The sequence below is a fragment of the Microcoleus sp. K1-B1 genome (assembly GCF_036704705.1).
Lineage (GTDB): Bacteria > Cyanobacteriota > Cyanobacteriia > Cyanobacteriales > Microcoleaceae > Microcoleus.
The window spans coordinates 1-1,030 of the sequence record NZ_JAUBSH010000215.1 but is presented as its reverse complement, the minus strand read 5'-3'; the positions used below and the strand labels follow the sequence as shown (position 1 = coordinate 1,030).

Here is a 1,030-nt window from a genome sequence, read left to right as displayed (position 1 = left end):
CGTCTTAAGTTTAACTCCAATTAGGTAACTTAATATTTTGTTACATAGATTGGTTTTTTCCCGCCTACCTACTTAGTCATTAGTTATTAGTCATTAGTCATTAGTTAGTGCGGGCGGGTCTACCGCATTATGAAGCATTTTTAAGTGCAGAGAATTTGCAAAGCTTACAAAAGAGTGGGAATAGAAGATGAATCAGATTACAATGCCTGTGTTGCCCCAGATGAATGAGTTGTGGCAAAAAACGCTGAATTGGCAGCCGAATGAGTCGCAGCAACAACAATTTCAGCGACTTTATGAGTTAATTGTCGAGGGAAATCGATCCTTGAATTTAACTCGAATTACTGAGCCAATGGAGTTTTGGGAAAAACATTTGTGGGATTCTCTGCGGGGAATTGCCCGACTGCTGCCAGCTAATCACAATTCGGCGGAAAATCCCGAATTAGCCGCCGAGTCGGTGCAGAAAGCGATCGATATTGGGACGGGTGGGGGTTTTCCGGGGTTGCCGATCGCGATCGCCCTGCCACAACTATCAGTTACTTTGCTCGATTCTACCCGCAAAAAAATTACTTTTTTGGAAACTGTTGTGCCGTCTTTAGGGATAGAAAATGCGGCGACTTTGTTGGGTAGATCTGATGAAATTGCCCGACAGCCGCATCACAAACAAGCTTACGATCTAGCACTTCTTAGAGCAGTTGGAGCAGCTTCTATTTGTGCTAAATACGCGCTGCCATTCCTGAAAAATGGCGGTTTAGCTGTGCTTTACCGTGGAAATTGGACGGTAGAGGAAGAAACGGAGTTGCAAAGGGCGATCGAGCCTTTGGGCGGCACAGTTGAGTCAGTCGAAGCATTCACAACGCCGACGACTCAGGGGGCGCGGCACTGCGTTTACTTGCGGAAAGTTGTACAGCAGTTCGATCGTCCCGTGCGCTAGCTACAGCCGTTTTTCAATACTAACTAAGTAGGTAGGCGGGAAAAAACCAATCTATGTAACAAAATATTAAGTTACCTAATTGGAGTTAAACTTAAGACG

The 1,030-nt window shown here is 45.1% G+C and carries 1 protein-coding gene; it reads left to right on the top strand.

The genetic code is table 11. The annotated features are described in order from the left end of the window. Positions 1-187: 187 nt before the first annotated feature. The gene (rsmG, locus tag QUA83_RS30485; RefSeq protein WP_333297951.1) at positions 188-931 is read left to right on the top strand and encodes a 16S rRNA (guanine(527)-N(7))-methyltransferase RsmG; all 744 of its coding nucleotides are present in this window, start codon (positions 188-190) and stop codon (positions 929-931) included. The last annotated feature ends 99 nt before the right edge of the window (positions 932-1,030 follow it).